Origin of the sequence: Paenibacillus senegalensis JC66 (assembly GCF_000285515.1) — a bacterium.
In the GTDB taxonomy this organism is placed as follows: Bacteria; Bacillota; Bacilli; order Paenibacillales; family NBRC-103111; genus Paenibacillus_L; species Paenibacillus_L senegalensis.
In genome coordinates this window covers 1,171,260-1,187,546 of record NZ_HE610957.1, presented here as the reverse complement: position 1 = coordinate 1,187,546, position 16,287 = coordinate 1,171,260, and the positions used below count along the sequence as shown (strand labels likewise).

11 protein-coding genes are annotated in these 16,287 nt (G+C 48.8%); 6 read left to right on the top strand and 5 right to left on the bottom strand.

The genetic code is table 11. The features are described 5' to 3' along the window. The first annotated feature begins 86 nt into the window (after positions 1 to 86). Positions 87 to 950 (top strand): sugar phosphate isomerase/epimerase family protein, encoded by an 864-nt coding sequence (locus PSHG_RS05585; protein ID WP_010270603.1) that lies wholly within the window; start codon positions 87 to 89, stop codon positions 948 to 950. A 351-nt stretch (positions 951 to 1,301) separates the two neighbouring features. Here the strand turns inward: PSHG_RS05585 and PSHG_RS05580 are convergent, their stop codons facing one another. Next, on the bottom strand, positions 1,302 to 1,598 hold the full coding sequence (locus tag PSHG_RS05580) for a hypothetical protein (RefSeq protein ID WP_010270601.1): 297 nt from the start codon (positions 1,596 to 1,598) through the stop codon (positions 1,302 to 1,304). Between the two features lie 169 nt (positions 1,599 to 1,767). Beyond that, a complete protein-coding gene (locus PSHG_RS05575; RefSeq protein WP_010270599.1) occupies positions 1,768 to 2,073 on the bottom strand; it encodes a hypothetical protein in 306 nt (101 codons plus the stop codon). Between the two features lie 228 nt (positions 2,074 to 2,301). On the opposite strand from PSHG_RS05575, the gene PSHG_RS05570 reads away from it, so the two are divergent. The 3 genes from PSHG_RS05570 to PSHG_RS05560 all read left to right on the top strand — a co-directional run bounded on the left by PSHG_RS05570 (position 2,302) and on the right by PSHG_RS05560 (position 8,530). Continuing rightward, positions 2,302 to 3,276 (top strand): YpdA family putative bacillithiol disulfide reductase, encoded by a 975-nt coding sequence (locus tag PSHG_RS05570; RefSeq protein ID WP_010270597.1) that lies wholly within the window; start codon positions 2,302 to 2,304, stop codon positions 3,274 to 3,276. A 280-nt stretch (positions 3,277 to 3,556) separates the two neighbouring features. Next, a complete protein-coding gene (locus PSHG_RS26660; RefSeq protein ID WP_010270595.1) occupies positions 3,557 to 6,694 on the top strand; it encodes an FIMAH domain-containing protein in 3,138 nt (1,045 codons plus the stop codon). 225 nt (positions 6,695 to 6,919) lie between these two features. Further along, complete coding sequence (locus PSHG_RS05560; protein ID WP_010270593.1) at positions 6,920 to 8,530, top strand: response regulator; 1,611 nt, start codon at positions 6,920 to 6,922, stop codon at positions 8,528 to 8,530. 30 nt (positions 8,531 to 8,560) lie between these two features. Here the strand turns inward: PSHG_RS05560 and PSHG_RS05555 are convergent, their stop codons facing one another. The 3 genes from PSHG_RS05555 to PSHG_RS05545 all read right to left on the bottom strand — a co-directional run bounded on the left by PSHG_RS05555 (position 8,561) and on the right by PSHG_RS05545 (position 12,385). Then, on the bottom strand, positions 8,561 to 9,553 hold the full coding sequence (locus tag PSHG_RS05555; protein WP_010270591.1) for a lipoate--protein ligase: 993 nt from the start codon (positions 9,551 to 9,553) through the stop codon (positions 8,561 to 8,563). 81 nt (positions 9,554 to 9,634) lie between these two features. After that, positions 9,635 to 10,774 carry a GNAT family N-acetyltransferase gene (locus tag PSHG_RS05550; protein ID WP_010270590.1) on the bottom strand — a complete coding sequence of 380 codons (1,140 nt, stop codon included), beginning with the start codon at positions 10,772 to 10,774 and terminating at the stop codon, positions 9,635 to 9,637. A 42-nt stretch (positions 10,775 to 10,816) separates the two neighbouring features. Next, the gene (locus PSHG_RS05545) at positions 10,817 to 12,385 is read right to left on the bottom strand and encodes an FAD-dependent oxidoreductase (RefSeq protein ID WP_010270587.1); all 1,569 of its coding nucleotides are present in this window, start codon (positions 12,383 to 12,385) and stop codon (positions 10,817 to 10,819) included. Between the two features lie 524 nt (positions 12,386 to 12,909). Here PSHG_RS05545 and PSHG_RS05540 point away from each other — a divergent pair. Both PSHG_RS05540 and PSHG_RS05535 read left to right on the top strand, forming a co-directional pair. Then, positions 12,910 to 14,436 carry an extracellular solute-binding protein gene (locus PSHG_RS05540; protein ID WP_010270585.1) on the top strand — a complete coding sequence of 509 codons (1,527 nt, stop codon included), beginning with the start codon at positions 12,910 to 12,912 and terminating at the stop codon, positions 14,434 to 14,436. 6 nt (positions 14,437 to 14,442) lie between these two features. Next, entirely contained in the window at positions 14,443 to 16,284 is a 1,842-nt protein-coding gene (locus tag PSHG_RS05535) for a cache domain-containing sensor histidine kinase (RefSeq protein WP_010270582.1), read from the top strand. The last annotated feature ends 3 nt before the right edge of the window (positions 16,285 to 16,287 follow it).

Here is a 16,287-nt window from a genome sequence, read left to right as displayed (position 1 = left end):
CCAAAAATATGAATTCTATAGGTGTCTCCCCAATCATCCGTTATAATAAAGAGGGGACATCGTTATATTAAGGAGGCAGCTATTATATGAAGATTGGTCTGAGTACTTACAGTTTGAGCCGGTTAATTAAATCAGGAGAAATGACGGTGCTTGATGCTATTCAGTGGATTGGAGATTATGGTGCTGATCATGTAGAAATTGTACCGGTGGGCTTTGACCTGCTGGAAAATCCGGAATTAATTGATAAGATTCGCCGCAAGGCGGATGACACGGGGTTGGAAATCTCCAATTATGCGGTAGGAGCCAACTTTATTCAAGAAAGCGAGGAACTGTTCCAGGAGCAGGTAGAGCGCTTGAAGCGGCAGGTAGATGTGGCTAACGGCTTAGGCGTTAAGCTGATGAGACATGATGTAGCGTCCCGGCCAATCCCCGAAACGTCTATTGCCCAATTTGAGAAGGACCTGGAAATTATGGTCAGAGGCGTCCGTGAGGTTGCTGATTATGCGAAGCAGTTCGGAATCACGACCAGCGTGGAAAATCACGGTTTCTTTGTACAGGCAAGCGATCGCGTTCAGCGTTTAATCCATGCAGTGGATCGGGAAAATTTCAAAACGACTCTCGATATCGGAAATTTCATGTGTGTAGACGAAGACTCGGTTGTAGCAGTCAAGAAAAATTTGCCTTATGCCTCAATGGTTCATCTGAAAGACTTTTACTTAAGACCCGCACATCGGAATCCGGGCGAAGGCTGGTTCCAAAGTGCCGGAGGGAACTATTTGCGCGGGGCTATTGTCGGGCAGGGAGATATCGACATGGTCGCGGTTATCAGTGCTATCAAAGCATCTGGCTATGACGGTTATCTGTCCATCGAGTTTGAAGGACTGGAAGATCCGCGTACCGGCTCCAAGATCGGAATGGATAATGTGAAAAGAATCTGGAGTGAAGTATAACCTTAGCTTCGAAGAACATTTAACAAAGGGCTGTCCAGGCCAACCAGAAATTCCTGGTTGGTCCAATAATACGAAAGTTCATTTTCTCGTAAAATGCACCGATATTAAAGGACCGTTTAATAGGTCCACTGCCATGTCAAGGTGTCAAAAAAACACCCAAGAATGTTGATTTACCGCATTCTTGGGTGTTAACTTTTTAAGGTGCCGCTACTATAACGCTGCTTTTCTTCAAAACAGCAGCACAAAAAGCTGGACGGAAGGCGTTTTTCCGTCCATTTATATTGGGGGCTAATTGGACAGCCCCGTTTACAGCTGTTTCATATATCGCATTACGAACACGAGGTAACAGTGTTAAGGTTTAGGTTTATTTAGCTGAATGTAATACTCGTGCGCGGCTTTTTCAGCTTCTTCCACAGTAGCCTGCGGAAATGATATAAACAACGTTTCGCCAGCTGCGGAATCACGCTTTTGGTCCGCTGCGGAATCATGCTTTCGGTCCAATGAGGAGCTTGTACCGGCTGGGCCGGTTTCAGGATTTTGGCGCGATAAGATGATTTTACCGATATAGCTGTCGTCAGCATCACGGCGGACCACATGCAGCACATAGTCCGGATGACTTAATGGTTTGGTCGTTACAGTCATGTCCATAAGTATTTCGTTCCTTTCCGGCTCGTCCCGGTTTTATTTTCATTGTAGCAAATTTGCCGGGCGGCGGAAAGCCAGTGCAGGACGGTTTTGCCCGCCGAGAAAAAAACACGCCGCGGGTAGGCAGACGTGTTGGAAACGAGGCTGGCGAATAGAAAAGGCCTTTCCCTTGTTAAAAGAATCCGGGATATCCGAACCCTCCTCCGTAAGGTCCGTATCCGCCAAAACCGTAAGGACTATAGCCATAAGGGCCATAACCGCCATAAGCATATGGCGCTGTACCGATAGCCAGCAGGTCGAAGAGCACGAGAGGAATGATCGCTTTCGTTTTTACTTTCCCTTTGCCGCTCTGTACATAGAGGCGATTTCCTTTGATTTGCACCAGTTTTCCGCTAACCCGGGCTCCGTCTTTTTTTACGGCATATATCTTTTGGCCCAGCAGCTTTTGAACTTGCTGTCTGGAAATGGGTTGTTTCATTTTTCCACCTCCTTAATGAGCAAAGGACAGAAGACTTGTACCATGTCTTCATCTTTCGACTGACCTTTACATACGATTATTTTATGTGAGGCAGCCTGTATTGGCTTGGATGCTTGCCACATCATCGCTGTTTTGGGCTATAATAGAGACTAAACCTGAACAACGAATACTTGTTTGCGAATGACAGGAATAAGAGACTACACCGGTTGCGGCAAAGAGGGGAAGAAAATGGAGCACATCATCATCATTGGAGCGGGTCCCTGCGGGCTTTCTGCCGCCGTGGAGCTGAAAAGGCGCGGCTTTGATCCGCTGATCATCGAAAAGGGCGCGATAGTCGAATCGATCTACCGTTACCCGACATTTTTGCATTTTCATAGTACGCCTGAACGATTGGAAATAGGGGATGTTCCCTTTACTACGCCTAATGAAAAGCCTACTCGCCTGGAAGGCCTGACTTACTACCGGATGGTCGCTCAGCGTGAAAAGATAAGAATACATCTGTACGAAACGGTAACAAGCGTCCGTAAGGTTGAAGGGCTGTTCCAACTGGAGACGACAGATCGGTTCGGTGAAGTCAAATCCTACGAGTCCAGAGCGGTTATTGTAGCGACCGGGTATTTTGATCAGCCTAACCGCCTTAATGTACCCGGGGAAGACCTGCCGCATGTATCCCATTACTTTCAGGAAGCTCATCCGTATGCGGGCTTGAAGGTCGTTGTAGTTGGCGGCAATAACTCTGCAGTAGACGCCGCCCTTGAATTGGAGCGGGTAGGAGCTGATGTTACTGTAGTATATCGCGGAGAAGTGCTGTCGCCTTATGTCAAATCGTGGGTGAAGCCTTTGTTTGAGAGCTCGATTGACAAAGGAAATATTGAGATGCATTTTTCTACACAGATAACGAAAATTACAGAACGCACCGTACACCTGGTTACAAGAGAGCGGGAGTGGTCGCTAGCCGCGGATTTTGTGCTCGCTTTGACGGGATTCCGTCCGGACCGTGTGCTGCTCCAGAGCTCAGGAGTGCAAGTAAATGAAGAAACTGGCGCCCCTGCGCATGACCCGGAAACTTTTGAAACGAATGTGCCTAACCTGTTTATTGCCGGGGTTATTGCGGCGGGCAGCCGGGCGAATGAAATTTTTATTGAAAATGGGCGTTTTCACGGCAAGGCGATAGCCGATGTGCTGACTAAGCGTTGGAATTGAAAGCAGAGAAATAGCAGGAGCACCTGTAAGAAATAGCTATTTTGCAGATCATCTGGATGGAGCCCCCACCTGCCGATAGGCAGGTTTATTTGTTTATGAGCGCCAAATGTCCATCAAAGGATACAGAAAATGGTCATAAAAGTACCGGAAAAAGTAATGAGCCTCCTCTACAATCTCTTAAATAGAACGTCCTATAATAAGCATGAAGAAATGTTCAAGCTGCATAGATAAAAAGATTTCCGGCCTGAACAAGTTCTATTTCTTGGAGGAAGGTGAAAAGATGAGGCGGATTGTGAAAAGCTTGATGCTCGGCTGCATGCTGCTAGTGCTGCTGCCAGCTGCAGTATGGGGTATGGAAGCTGAACCTGAACTGAGAGTAGACCAGTCACCAACTACTACCGTATTCGCTGAACAGTTTCTCGTTAGCGGACAGGTGGAGCCTTTTGATCCTGAACAAGAGTATAGTGTCACTGTAAATGGAGTGCAGATTGATCTGCGCGAGGACGGCTCATTTGAACATGAGGTCGTGCTGACCGAAGGGATGAATGAATTGCTGGTAACGCTGAGGACCGCTGCAGCAACGATAGACAGCCAGCTTCTGATGGTGAACTACGTTATTCCCGCTGAAAATGAAGATTACATAGAAGTGGAAGCGGCGCCTGTGGATATCACCATTATTGTCGAAGGCCCACGGATGCAAATCAACCATATTGATACGAACCTGGAAGGAACGACGAACTTTTTGGCTCTGTACACTACAGAATACGGCTCCCGCATTACCGTTCCGAGAACAGCAGTTGCCGTTCAGATAGACAGCCAAAATCGGGTGCTTACCGTTGTCAATCCGTCTGTAAACGGCAACCCTCCTAACTGGACAGGGCCAACCGATTTGGACATCCCGGAAGGCGGCTTTGTATTGTTCGCGAACGATGACAGCTGGGCAAACCGGCCTTACAAGCAGTATTTGGCCAAAAATTTCAAAGTCGGGGATGTTATTAAGCTGCGCAAAAACGGAGAAGTCATTCCAGTCACGGAATTGATGACCGGGACGGGGCCAAGAGCCCGTTTGAATTTGAATCCGGACACATTTACCACAGTTATCGAACCTGTCATGGAAGTGTCCGGTACGGTGGATAACCGCGAGGAAGGACAAAGCTATACGGTTATGTTGAACGACCAGCTTACAGCTGTGCAGCCTGACGGTACGTTTCAAGCGGCCTATCCGGTACAGCCGGGTGTCAATTATATTGATGTGGAACTGAGCAAAAACGGAGAAGAACAGGATGTGAAATCGCTTGTCGTCTACTATAAAAGCGAGCAGGAAGATGAGAAGAAAATTTTCCTCTGGGTAGATCAGGGCGCTAACGCGATCAAATTCCAAACAAGCGACAGCGTTCGCGATATGCTGGAAAAAGCCCGGGATGCCGGTATAACCGATGTTGTGCTGGATGTGAAAGGGGTGGAAGGGTTCGCATCCTACAAGCGGAATGATTTGACTGGGCGGCCCTATATAAGCGAGATGACTTCGCCAACCCGCGCCGGTTCGAATCCCGATTTGGATTTATTGGAGCTGTTCATTGAGCACGGGCATGACCTCGGTTTGAAAATTCATGCAGCATTCAATGTATTTGCGGAAGGCTCCATCGCCCATAACGAGTTCGGCGTGCTGAACGATCATTTGGATTGGGAGGAGCAAATCTACCGCGCAGAGGATAACGGCCAAATCCTAAGGCTAAGGGAAAGCGCTTATGGAAAGAGCGGAGCTCTTGTAGTTTTTGTAAACCCGGCCAATGACGAGGTACGCGATTACCAGCTGCGCGGCTTCGAAGAAGTCATAAAAAACTACAATGTCGATGGAGTTTTGCTCGACAGAGGACGGTACGATAACTATTTCGCTGATTTCAGCGATGTGTCCAGAGCCAAGTTTGAAGATTTCCTGGCGGAGCGCGGGAAGGAACTGGTTAATTGGCCGGAAGACGTCTTTACCTATAACGCCAACGGAACGCGGGTAGACGGACCGTTAATTCTGGAGTGGTGGGAATTCCGATCTGCAGTAATCAAATCATTTACAGCCGAAGTCAAGGAGCTAGTAGACCGATATGAGCGGGAGACGGGCAGGGAAATTTTGACCTCTGCTTATGTAGGCTCCTGGTTCGATACGTATTACTTGAACGGCGTCCATTGGGGAAGCACCGAGTTTCGTTACGATCCCCGTCTGGGCTTTACCGACGAGGATGTATATACCGATGGATATTATGAAACAGGCTATGCGGAAAATTTGGACTTTTTGCAAATTGGAACTTATCAGACAACAGCCAGTGAAATTAAGAAATACATTACGATAGGCAATATCGTCACGAATGGCGAGCTTCCTCTGTATTCGTCTATGGCGATGAACAATGTGCAGGAGCCTGTGCTGCAAAGAGAAGTATTCCAGGCCGGCTTACGGAATTCAAGCGGGTTGATGCTGTTTGACTATTCCCAGGTCAATTGGCCGATTGTAAAGGCTTCCATTAACGACTATGAATATGTCAAAGACTATCAGGTAGGCATTAGCATTCCCGGCCATCCCGATGAGTTCCGGGAAGCTGACTTCTATAATGCGAACCGCAACGAAGACAATCTGAACGTATATACGAATGCCTTCGGATTAACTACAGGCGGAAATTCTTACGGCGTCGAAGCGGTGGTTGACGCTAGCGGAAAAGTGACTCATGTTGCCAACAAGACACAGGCGATCAATTGGAACTGGAACAACCGGGAAAACAACAACAGTGTCATCCCGCAAGGAGGAATTGTCATCTCCGCGATGGATGCCTCCGGAGTACGCGAGCGCAGACAGTTTGTAGCGCGTACTTACAGTGTGGGGGATGATGTAAGATCCGCTGTGTTGAGAGGCTATCTGGATTATGCCGGCCGCGTTGTTCATTCATCAGAGCTTGTCTTGGAAGGCTCTGTAGAAGTGCTGGGTACGGGGAAGGCGGAAGTGCGATTTAACGGCGAAGCTGCCGAAGTAGCCGCTAATGGGGATTACAGCGGCACCATATCGTTAACGCCCGGTGCCAACGATATCGAAATTGCAGTCTATGTAGATGGGATAAGAACGAATGCCGTCACCGTAACGGTTACTTATGAAGAAGAGCCTGGCCAGCAACCCGCTACGGTAGAGGAACGGATTGCTTACCATGCCGAAGCAGGGGATCTCAATCCGGTATTAGCCGATCAATTGAACTACCGCATGATGATTATCCGCTTGCTAATTGAACAGCAGCAAATCGATACCGCAATCACTTATTTGGATGATTTCATCCGCTATATCAGCGATCCGTCGGTTAGACAGCAAGGGCTTATTGCTGATTCCGCACATGGAGCATTGGTTGAAGCAGCGGAGCAGCTTATTGATGAGCTGCAGGATTGACAAAACAAAAAGACAGCGTCACGGCTTGTGCCGTGGCGCTGTTCATTGACCTTATGCCCGGCACGGCAATCCCCGGCAAATACAGGCTGAAAATCGGTTAACAGGATGCGGGAGAGGAGATATCACTATCAACGAGAATAACATTAGTAGACACCTGGAAGGGAGGGGAAAAAATGCAGCCGAGCTGCGGAATCGTTCTGTAGACACGAAAAGGAGGTTAGAGTAATGAATTTGATGATCGTCGAGGATGAAGCCAGGCTGCGCAACAGTCTGGCGAATAATATTCCTTGGGAGGAAAACGGCATTGAGCTGGTAGGCTTGGCAGCTAACGGCGAGGAGGCCTTGCTTTTGTTTGACCGTAAAAAACCGGACGTCCTGCTGCTGGACATCCAAATGCCGGAAATGGATGGCCTAACGCTGGCCCGCAAAATTTTAGAAAAAGATCCGTATATTAAGTGCATCGTCTTAAGCGGCCACGATAATTTTGCTTTTGCCCAGTCTGCACTGGAGCTTGGCGTATGTAAATACCTGTTAAAGCCGGCTGGAGATACTGAAATTTTGGATGCAGTACTGCAAGCCGCGGAGATGATTCGGCGAGAGATGGAGTCCCGTCACAACCAGCTTCAGCTGCAGCACAAATGGAGTCAGCATTTGCCGCATATTCAAGAGATGTTTTTGCAAAATTGGCTGTATGGAAAATATGCGGATTGGGAAATTGTTGAAAAAAGCAAGGATGTACACATCAATCTTGCTGAGAAGGAGCATTATGCGGTGGCGGTTGTTGAGATGGACCCGCTTTCGGAAACGAATGCCCGCTTTAAAGCGCAAGACGCGCCTCTGCTTAACTTTTCCCTGAAAAGTATAAGCAAGGAGTTTCTGGAGCGGCAAACGGCCTGGGTATGTTCGGATGCTTCTGATTCCACCGTCCTCGTATTTGCCTCCCCGTCCGATCAATCGGACCAGGAGTTTGCTTTGCATCTCCACACGCTAGTCGGCAAGCTTTTATTTATTGTGAAGGAATGTCTGAAGGTTACAGCGAGTGCGGGCATCAGCAGCACGACGACCCAGAAGGAGGCGGTTGCCAAGCTGTACCGGCAGGCGAGAATGGCACTGCAGGAAAGGATTGTGTATGGTCATGACCTGGTTATTCCGTACCGGGAAGAAACCGACCGCAAAGCATCTATGGCTCTGGAACCGACTTTTGAGAAGGAGCTGGAAATTGCTCTGGAAACCGGAGATGAAGAGAGAGTCGTTGAGGCGCTCCGGCAAATATGGCATAAAGGGCTCGCACAGGCCGGTTCCTTGGAAGAAATTCGCGAGCACAAGCTTTATTTAAGCAGTTTATTTGTCCGTTTGATTCATCAGCAGGGCTGGACCGTGCAGGAAGTTGCGGGGGATGCCGGGGATTACTTCTATGAGCCGCATTTGCTTGTCACCAAGGAACAAATCAATCAATGGATGCACAGGGTTACGCAAAGCTACTTAGCCTATCAGCAAAAACAGAGGAAGACTACGAGCCACAAGCTGGTGCGGGAAATCCTGCAATTGGTGGAAAAGGAGATGGATCAAGAGCTTTCGCTGCATATGGTCGCAGACCGCATGTTTGTCAATTCCTCTTATCTCAGCCGCTTGTTCAAACAAGAGATGGGCCAATCCTTTTCTTCGTATGTGCTGGAGAGAAAGATGGAGAGTGCCAAAAGGCATTTGCTGGACGGCGCCAAAGTGTATGACGCCGCCAGAATGGCCGGATATCGGGATGTGAGCTATTTTACGCGGGTATTTCGCAAATATTGGGGAGTAACTCCCGGCGAAATTAAAGGGAGCTCGTTAGGATAGCGGCTGACTGTACTCGTATCATGGTTTATTTTACTCAAAAAAGAGGGAGAGCAGAGAAGGAGTGTCCAGCCGCCCAATATAGCTGGGGGCTCCTTTTTCGTTAAGCACACCGGAGACCGCCTCTTTATCGTAGGGAACTCCGATCAGGGCTTCCTCCAGCTCGGAAATCTCGTGCTGGCCGAGAAAGTCGCCGTACAGTTTGGCTTGTTTAATTTTGCCTTCCTCGATGTTCAAGCGAACCTCCACCGTCCCAACCCCGTCAAAGCGGCGCGACTGCTTAAAATTCGCTTTGGGGGATTTGCCGTAATTCCAGTCCCAGCTGCTGTACCGGGTTTTCGCTAATTCGTGTACCTGCGCCCAGTCATTCTCAGTTAATGGATACTTCACAATGTCTTTGCCCTCAAATATAGATTCCAGCAACTGTTGCCGGAATTGCTCGATAGTCATTGGCTCCGGCAAATAATCTGCAATGTTGGCGACCCGGCTGCGAATCGACTTTATTCCTTTGGAACGCATTTTTTCGGAGTTGGCTTTCAGAGCGGAAACAATATGCTCCACTTCCGACTGGAATAATAACGTTCCGTGACTAAACATGCGTCCTTTGCTGGAGTATTGGGCATTGCCCGAAATTTTCCGTTCGCCGATTTGCAGGTCATTCCTGCCTGTCAAATTAGCTTCAACCCCCATCTTTTTGAGGGCTTTGACTACTGGCTCAGTAAACTTGCGGAAATTTTGAAACGACTTGCCGTCATCATTCGTGATGAAGCTGAAGTTAAGATTTCCGAGATCATGATAGACGGCACCGCCGCCAGACAGCCTGCGAACAACGTGAATATGGTTTGCCTGCACATAATCGGCGTTGATTTCTTCGGCCGTATTCTGGTTTTTTCCAATAATGATGGATGGTTCGTTAATATAAAAAAGCAGGTAGTCGTCATCTGTGGGCAGCTGCTTCAGCGCATACTCTTCGAGAGCCAAATTGATGCGGGGATCGGTAATGCCCTGATTGTCAATAAACTGCATAGTTTCCCTCCTCCGGAAGATATCGTCTTTCACTATAAGTATGGGCCGATAAAGGAATTTCCTTCATCGGCCCGCTCTAGTTTATACATAATTAAGTCCGGCATCATAAGGAAGCGGAAGCGGAAATAAAGTTTTCAGCGCTTCTGTAAGCTCCGGTTCATCAAGCTCCGGATGGCCGGGATCAAATAACAGAGAGATAAATTCCGTTACGGTAAGCGTGCAGGATTTATCCTTAAATGTAACGCCGATGGCGTCTTCTCCCTCCCGGGCAAAAGCCAGGGAAGCGAATGCTGAGGCATCTTTGGCTTGCAGGTAAGGGGCAAGCTGTTCCAGCAGACGTTCCGGAGAAGCGACCAATACGGTTCCGGTTGCTTTCTTCTGCTCGACAGGCAGTCCTTGAAGAGCTAGGGCCAGCTTCTGCTCATGCCATGGTACAGGGATGAGCAGCTTGTCTAGTGTATAAGTATCGGCTGCAAAGTTCAGCAATGCCGGCATACAAGCCGCATCGCCTGCCCATTCAATCAAGAGAGGCGGACGTTTAGGTGCTGCGGCCGCAGGTACGCCGACTACCGCAAAGGTGACGATCTGACCGTCTTTCTCAGCTACGACAACCTTATGCTTAAGCTTGACGCAGCTGCTGAAAGCTTCGCAGTGAATTAATTGAGCCAGTTCAGACAAATTATGATCAAAGCGTACCTCACGGTTAGATGCCAAGGCGTGCAGCTGGAACCAATCGGTCGATTGCCATTCACGCAGCTGGGCTCCTTGGGGAAGCTGCCCCGTCTGGAAGGAAACTCCGTTGCCGCGGTCCCATTGATAATATTCGACCTGGCCATAGGTTCTGCAGCCGGCGCGAGTATAAAGCGAGCGTGCTCCCGACACAAGCAGCAGCGAAGCACCGGCCTGGCCGATTTGCTGCAGCACCGCATCAAGCAGTTCGCTGGCAATTCCTTTTCCCCGGTAATTCTCGTCTGTGCAGACTGAACCGAGGGAATAGACCCTAAGGCTGGCAGGGCCCAGGCGGATTATCGTAGGGACGAGTCCCATAAAAGCAACCATTTTGCCATTATCGAACGCACCGAAGGATTGGCCAAGCGATTCCGAGAATACACCCGGGAATGCTTGCTGCATCGATACCTGTTCATGGTCGCGGAAGATCGAATCAGACAGCCGTGCCGCTTCGTCAAGCTCGGCCTTAGTAAGTAAACAGCGGATTTCCATAGGTCAGCCTCCTCAGGTGGTAATAAAGCGATCCAACTAATATTATACTGCGGAGGTAACCGGCCAGGCTAGCTCAATTCCTTCGGCAGCAAGCACTTTTTGAAACTCTTCAAGCAAATCCTTGCGCTCCCGCACTTCTTTAGGCTGAACTCCCTGGGTCAAGCAGAAAGCAGCAAGATAACCGGCCGCTTCACCTATATTCCATTCTACCGGATGCAGACGATAACAACCGTTAGTAATATGGGTTACCCCGATATTTTTACAAGCTGCAAGCAAATTGTTTACCCTAACAGGCAGCAGGCTGCCGAGCGGAATTTGGAATGGCAGGCTGGACACGTCAATATAATGTCTTTGTCCTGTGCTCGGATGCAGGTCGATTCGGTAACAGCCAATTCCGACCGAATCCGGGTATTCTTCGGCTTTATCCCGCAGATCAGAGCTCAGGTGCTGTTCCAGTACAGTGAACTCGGCTTTGATTCTTCTCGATTCGCGGATGTAAGGATACATGGCAAGACCATCCTCGGTTCCGCATACATCGGGCCGGAGTCTCAGCCCCGGATACCCGGCTTTGCCATCAGGCCGCGGCGCTTCGGTTTGCAGCCAATACAGGTAGCTCAAACTGAGTTGCTTGGCATTGTGCAGATGCTTGTTTTTCTCCTCTTCCGGCACATCGATAATCGGTCCCAGCCAATAATCATTGGCAGGCCAGTTAACAAGAGTAATATCGCTGGTAAAGGCACCCTCGGCAAAATGGGTTTTATCCAAGATCCGCCGGTAAGTCCATAAAGAGAAATTGCTTCCGCCCGGGAATAAATCGTAAGTGACCGGCTCGAGCGTATGCGGACGAACTCCGGTCATGCTCAGCTGTTTATCAGGCCAGAAGTCTGCCTGGTATTCCTTCCAAAAATCATACTGCTCCGGCTTGCTGATTGTGTAATCTTCATCCGGATGATAATCCATTGCAAAACAATGGGTAAATGATTGCATATCCATCGGGTCGGCATCTCCATCCAATGCATGAGGCTCGCCCGTTTCGTTCTTCGATTCGGAGCCGGTAACATATTCGACCTTGGCCAGAGGGAGGATATCCCCGCATTCAGTAGCGTCCAGGAAGTAAGGCGAAGTAAGCGTGACGCGATCGCCCGTATCCAGAGACTTAACGGTAACCGAACGGACAGAGTCTCCGTCTGTCTCTGCACTTTCCGCCTGAAAGCGTGAAAGAATGGTCAGGCGGCCGCTATGTACATAGGGAGCCAGCATTTGGGTAAGCACAGCTAATGCAGCACGAGGCTCGTGACTAATCCGGCTGACGGAAGCTGTTCCCGGATTCCAATCCTTGATCGACCGGGCCTTGGCCGTCATAGGGAAATGGTTTCTGTAGTAGTTGCGTACTCCATCGCGAAATTGTCTATAGCTGCGGGTGCAGCCAAAGGATTCAATCCATGGGTGCTCATCAGGAGGGACAGCTTGTGAAGTCAGTTGTCCGCCAATCCATAAAGTTTCCTCAGTCATGATTACGGATTTGCCCATCTTGGCAGCAGCTAAAGCTGCAGCACATCCGCCCGTACCTCCACCCAATATAACGATGTCAGCATGAAATTCTCTGTTCATTCCAGCTCCTCCTTATTCCTTTCAAAGCTTGTACTTCAGCATGCTTGCATAAATCCAGGATTTCCTCACCATCCAGCAAGATCGAATTTATACAAAACGCTTACTTTTCTATTGTAATCTAATACGCCGATAAGCAACATGAAAATTTATGACTATTTCTAGTAAATCGATAGCTTTTCGCCAGCCAATCCTTGGATCTATCAGGGAATATCGGCATCGCAATATTTTTTTATGAATGGTATGCGGGGAGGATATTCGCATTATTGGAGTGATTGCTCCACGGTTAGCGAAAAAGAAATTTAGCAAACCGCTAAATTCCATCTTGACGGTAAAACGATTCATCTGCAATGCTGAATGCAGGATCAATCATGATCGTTATTGCTTGGAGTCACCTTAATGTCATGAGAGTACCAATGGAAGCAATCAGAGTCGTCTATCCTGCTGTTAAGTTTTTATCTACACTTTAATTTAGCGGCAATGGTTGGACCGGTCTCTCGGATTTTAAAAGGCAAGGGGATGTGAGAATGGCGGTATACCCTGTCCGATTTGTGTTCGGTCTGGCTGTATGGGGGGGACTGGTTCTGCTGACAACATCCTGTTGGTGGGATGCAGTCAAACGTCCGGCATCACCGCATGAGGCCGGTGAGGATCAATCCAATCAGCTTCACATTGTCATTAACAGCATGGGTCTCAGCTTTCCGGAGGGCTTCGATGAGAATAACAACCCTTATCTTGATTATATTGAGAAGCATACCGGACTTGAGATCATGGTCACCCTCCCTCCACTGGAAGGCTATACAGATAAGCTTAATCTGATCATGTCCTCTGGGCAGCTTCCTGATATGATCAATACGTCTGATACGGCCTTATTCGCCAATTATGTTAAGCAGAATTTGCTTATGCCTTTGGATGATTATTTGGAAGAGTACGGTCCCGAATTAAAGCGCCTGATTCCGGAGGAAGCATGGAGCCAAGTGCGGGTGGACGGCAAAATATATGCGGTGCCGAGCTTGAACGAGGTACAGGGAACCGAGCTGATCTATGCCCGTAAGGATTGGCTGGACCGCCTGCAGCTGGACATTCCGACGACCCTGGAGGAATATGTAGACGTCATGCGTGCCTTTGCCGAACAAGATCCGGACGGCAATGGGCTGGACGATACGTTCGGTTTGTCCGTAACGGAGAATCTCGGCCGCACAGCTCCGTTTTTTGGCGCTTTTGGTACGCAAAAGGACGCCTGGTATGAAAGGGACGGCGTTCTCGTATATTCCGGAATTTTGCCTGAAACACGGCAAGCACTGGAATTTTTATCGCGTTTATACAAAGAAGGCTTGCTTGATCCGCAATTTCCGCTTAACAAGCAGAGGAACCTGGAAGACAAGGTGATCGATGGCAGGGTAGGCCTATATTCCGCCGCTTGGTTTGACACGCGAAACCCGATCGAAAAAAACGTTCGCCAAGACCCGCAGGCGCAGTGGATACCGCTGCCCTATCCGGTCGGTCCGGGCGGTCACTCCGGTACCTATTCCACCTCTCTTGTCCGCACCTATAATATCGTTCCTGCCGCCAGCACTAATCCCGCCGGGGTCATCCGGCTGCTCAATTTTATTGCCGGAGAAGGGCAGCTTACCTTGAAACTGGGGTTTGAGAATGAAGTATGGTCGATGGACAACGGCCGCATGGTAAGTGATTTTCAAGAACATAACCGTCAGCAGTACCGCGGGATTTACGGGGCGCTCGCTGATGTGATCAATCCTGAGATCGGGAAAGCGCGATTGGACTCCCTGGGAGAGCATTTCCGCTTATGGGATAATATTCAAATGATTCATCAGCACTTAATCCGCAACCAGTTCGAAGCCGCACCCACTCCGGCTATGGGCAAGTACAATGCCAAGCTGCGCAAAATGCAGGATGAAACCTTCATTAAGATCGTTGTCGGCACTTATCCGCTGGACAAGTTTGATGAGTTTGTCGAATGGTGGAGGGCAGAGGGAGGGGATGAAATAACCGCCGAGGTAAACGAATGGTACCGCGCTAAAGTGGAGGAATGATGCAGTATGCTTAGGCTGGTAAAAGCATTGCACAGTCGTTTTACCCAGCACATTCAGGTGCGTTTGACATGGTATTTCCTGCTGATCCTGCTTCCCTTGGTACTGGTCAGCTTGTTTACCAACGAACGCTCTCAGCAGATTCTGAAGAAAGAGGCTGGGGAGAGGACAAGAGGAGCGCTGCTTGCCGCAGTGGAATACATTGATCTGACTATGCAAACCGTAGATGAGCTTTCGATCCTGCTAGCTACTGACCGGAATTTAATCCAACTGCTGGAAAAAACCGAGGAGGAGCTGACTCCCCAGTCGATCGTTGATTTTAGTATGATGATGCGGGAAATTACGAATGTTACGTTTATTAATCATAAAGTATCGCGGATTTCTATCCTGCACACGCCCTCTGAGATGATGATCATGACGGATTACGGGGGCAAGAAGATCGAAAATGCCAGAGACCACGAAATCATTCAAAAAGCGATAGATGCGGGCGGGGGGAAAATTTACTACATTCCGGATGGAAGCGATTCCATTGATTCCTTGGGAGGCACCTTTGAGGAGGATTACATTTATTTGCTGCGAATGATTGATATTTATAACTACACTGATGATAAACAGCCTAACATTTTGATTCTATCCGTTAAAAAAGATACTTTGATCGAGCTTACGATTCCGCTGCTGCCGTCCAAAAATGCTGATATTTATCTTTACTCAAGTGATAATCAATTAGTTGCGGGGACGGGAAAGGCTGATTTTGTCCCGGACTGGGACGGAAACAGCGAAGAAATTGAGATCGCCAATCTGCGAGAATATGACGAAGCGATGTTTACCGTTCGCGCCAAATCGAGATTTTCCAACTGGTCGCTGCTATTGGTTCAGCCTGAGAAGGAACTGTACGAGAAAAACAAACAACTGGAGATGTCTACGTATATTATTATCGGAATCAGCGTCCTGCTGGCGCTTTGGATTTCATGGGCATTGTTCCGGCATATCTCTGCCCCTTTAGCCAACCTGATCTACGGAATGAAGCAAATACGTCTGGGCAACTTTGATGTCCGCTTGTCCAATCAACGTAAAGACGAGCTCGGCTACCTTGTTGATTCCTTCAACAGGATGATATCTGACCAGAAGCATCTGATCCAGGATCACTACGAGCAGCAGCTGCGGCTGTCACAGACAGAATTGAAATTTCTCCAGTCGCAGATCAATCCGCATTTTCTTTACAATACTCTGGACACGATCTACTGGACGGCGAAAAATTATGAAGCCAGTGAAATAAGTGAGATGGTGTTGAATCTGTCCAAGTTTTTCCGCCTGAGCCTGAATAAAGGACAGGACACCTTTTCTATCGCGGAAACGGCAGAGCATTTAAATTATTATTTGCGGGTTCAGCAGCTGAGGTTTCTGGATCATTTTTCGGTTGAATACCAGATCGCTGAGGAATGCCGGCCGGTTCATATTCACAAGCTGCTTCTCCAGCCGCTCGTAGAGAACGCGCTGCTCCACGGCCTGGAGAAGAAACAAGGGGAGGGTCGCCTGCTTATTGCCGCGGAGCTGGAGGAGGGTTTTCTTCAACTGAAAGTAGAGGATGACGGGGCAGGAATAGATGAGGAGAAGCTTGCGTACATCCAAAAAGAACTGAAATCATCGGGAGGACGTGCCGATCTGCTGACCCGGAATCCGGTACAGGATTTGTTCGGGCTGCGCAATGTGCTCACTCGTGTCCAGCTCTACTACGGGAAGGAAGCCGACTTGCAAATTTACAGTAAACTAGGCGAGGGGACCACCGTCATTCTGCGGCTTCCCATAGAGCAGGATAAGACCGGGCAAGTACGGGTCAAACGATCGGCCTAGTCC